General features: G+C 37.5%; 1 protein-coding gene and 1 pseudogene. One reads left to right on the forward strand and one right to left on the reverse strand.

All coding sequences use genetic code 11. The features are described 5' to 3' along the window. The first annotated feature begins 203 nt into the window (after nt 1-203). Nucleotides 204-2,378: a carboxy terminal-processing peptidase gene (locus RUH60_RS11540; protein ID WP_409559661.1), complete on the forward strand. Its 2,175-nt coding sequence runs from the start codon at nt 204-206 to the stop codon at nt 2,376-2,378. Nucleotides 2,379-2,427: 49 nt separating this feature from the next. Here the strand turns inward: RUH60_RS11540 and RUH60_RS11545 are convergent. Beyond that, nucleotides 2,428-2,623: pseudogene (locus tag RUH60_RS11545) on the reverse strand (hypothetical protein); the annotation flags it as partial.

Here is a 2,623-nt window from a genome sequence, read left to right on the forward strand (position 1 = left end):
TCGTCGTTGGTTACTAAAATCAGCGGTCTTTTTTTCATGATTGTGGGTAATTGTTTACTTTCGCTAAAATAAGCAATTTCCCGATGAGGTTGGTATAATTTTTGTTTTTAGCATTTTGTGAATAAAATGAAATCTTTAACAAAATATTAGTGGAACATTAAGGCAAAGGCTTTGTTTTTTGTGTAATTTAGTGAAAAATACTAATGAAAACTTTTTGGCAGTTTATGAAGAGAAATTATAAGGTTGTGTTGCTGGTAACCGCTTTATCGGCAATACTATGGAGTTTTATGCCTCACAAAAAGGAAGATCCGGAAAAAGACCGTCTTTTACTGGAACTTTTAACTTTTGTGCTTGAAAAAGGTCATTACGATCCGATTGCAATGGATGACAACTTTTCCAAAAACGTTTTTAAAGAGTATGTGAATGCTTTAGATCCGTCGAAGCGTTTCTTTGTACAGTCTGATATCGACGAATTCAAGAAGTATGAAACGCAGATTGACGACATGATCAAAAACAAGGATTTGAAATTCTTCGAATTGACATACAATCGTTTGATTGAGCGTGTGGCTGAATCCCGAAAAATTTACAAAGATATTTTAGACAAACCATTTGATTTTTCAAAAGACGAATCGATCAATACTGATTATGATAAGGCTCCGTTTTCTAAAAACCGTTCAGAGTTGAAGAGCCGTTGGGAAAAACAGTTGAAATTATCGGTGTTGTCTTCGGTTACGGATAAAATAAAATTAGAAGAAGACAAAAAGAAAAGCGAATCGGGTTACGAAGCGAAATCGATGGCAGATTTGGAAAAAGATTCGCGCGAAACAACCTTAAAATCGTTAAACGAATACTTTGATTTTGTGGAAGAATTAGACCGAAACGATTGGTTTTCCATTTACATCAATGCGATTGTAGAGCGTTTTGATCCGCATACCTTCTATTTTGCTCCAGAAGAAAAAGACAAGTTCGACATCAGCATGAGCGGAACTTTGGAAGGAATCGGTGCGCGTCTGCAAAAGAAAAACGACATCACTGAAATTTCTGAATTAATCCCTGGTGGACCAGCTTGGAGAGGAAAAGAACTTGAGCAAGGTGATTTGATTATGAAAGTAGCCCAAGGCGATGACGAACCTATTGATGTAGTCGGCATGCGTTTGGACGATGTGGTGAAAAAAATCAAAGGAAAAAAAGGAACGGAAGTACGTTTGACCGTTAAAAAAGTAGACGGAACTATCAAGGTAATTTCCATCATCCGTGAAGTAGTGGAGTTGGAAGAAACCTATGCCAAATCAAGTGTTGTGAAACAGGGAGATAAAACTTTCGGGGTAATTTATCTGCCAAAATTCTACATCAACTTTGAAAATAAAGACAACCGCGATGCATTCAAAGATGTGGCTAAAGAAATCGAAAGGTTGAAAGCTGCCGGCGTGGAAGGAATTGTAATGGATTTACGCGATAACGGCGGAGGTTCTTTGCAAACCGTAGTGGATATGGTTGGTTTGTTTATTGAAGACGGACCAGTAGTTCAGGTAAAATCTTCCGGTAAAAGAAAAGAGGTTTTATATGATAAAGATTCTCGCGTACAGTGGGATGGACCGCTTGTGGTAATGGTGAATAATTTTTCGGCTTCGGCATCTGAAATTTTTGCGGCAGCGATTCAGGATTACAAACGTGGTGTTGTAATCGGAAGTAAACACAGCTACGGAAAAGGAACCGTTCAGAATGTTATCGACTTAAATCAGTTCGTGAGAAGCAGTTCTTACGGTGACTTAGGTGCTTTGAAAACAACTACGCAGAAATTCTATAGAATTAATGGTGGTTCGACACAGCGTGAAGGTGTGTTGAGTGACATCGTAATGCCGGATCGTTATTCATACATTGACATGGGAGAACGCGACATTGAAAACGCGATGCCATGGGATAAGATTGACGAGGCAAGTTATAAAGTGGCTAAAAACGCTAGTTTCAGTGATGTAATTGCGAAAAGCAAAGAGCGAATGGCAGCGAATGAAACTTTCCGTTTAATTGATGAAAACGCGAAATGGATTAACCAGCGTAAAGATGTTTACGAATACAGTTTGAATTTCAACAAGTTTAAAGCGGAAGAAGACGCTGTGGAAAATGCTGCTAAAAAATTCAAAGGCATCGCAGATTATAAAAATACTTTGCAGTTTGCTTCTTTGCCGTACGAGCAGGAATTGTTTAAAAGCGATTCGCTTTTAGCACAGAAACGCGAAAGATGGCACGAAAGTCTTTCCAAAGACGTTTACGTAGAAGAAGCCTTGAATATTTTAACCGATATGAAGTCGAATACCTTAATCAGCAAAGGAACAATCAACTTAAAGGATAAAAAGAAAATCGCCGAAATCAAGAAGTAAGCGATTGACAGAATAAAAAAAGCCATTCAATTTGAATGGCTTTTTTTTATTAATCTAATTTGTTCAGTTTCAGTTGGGCTTTTTCAACATCTAATAACAATTCTTTTTGTTTGTTGTTGAGCTTTAAAAGCTTTTCTCTGCCTTTGATTTCGTCTTCCGGAGATAATTTACCTTTGCGTAATTTCTTGTCGAATTTCTCCTGTTCGTTTCTCAGGTCTTTTTTATTATCTTCCAATCGATCTTGC

It is taken from the genome of Flavobacterium sp., assembly GCF_032153895.1.
Lineage (GTDB): Bacteria > Bacteroidota > Bacteroidia > Flavobacteriales > Flavobacteriaceae > Flavobacterium.

What these genes read in the sequence shown, in the direction of transcription:
- RUH60_RS11540 (WP_409559661.1), top strand. Translation starts at nt 204, where the DNA reads ATGAAAACTTTTTGGCAGTTTATGAAGAGAAATTATAAGGTTGTGTTG.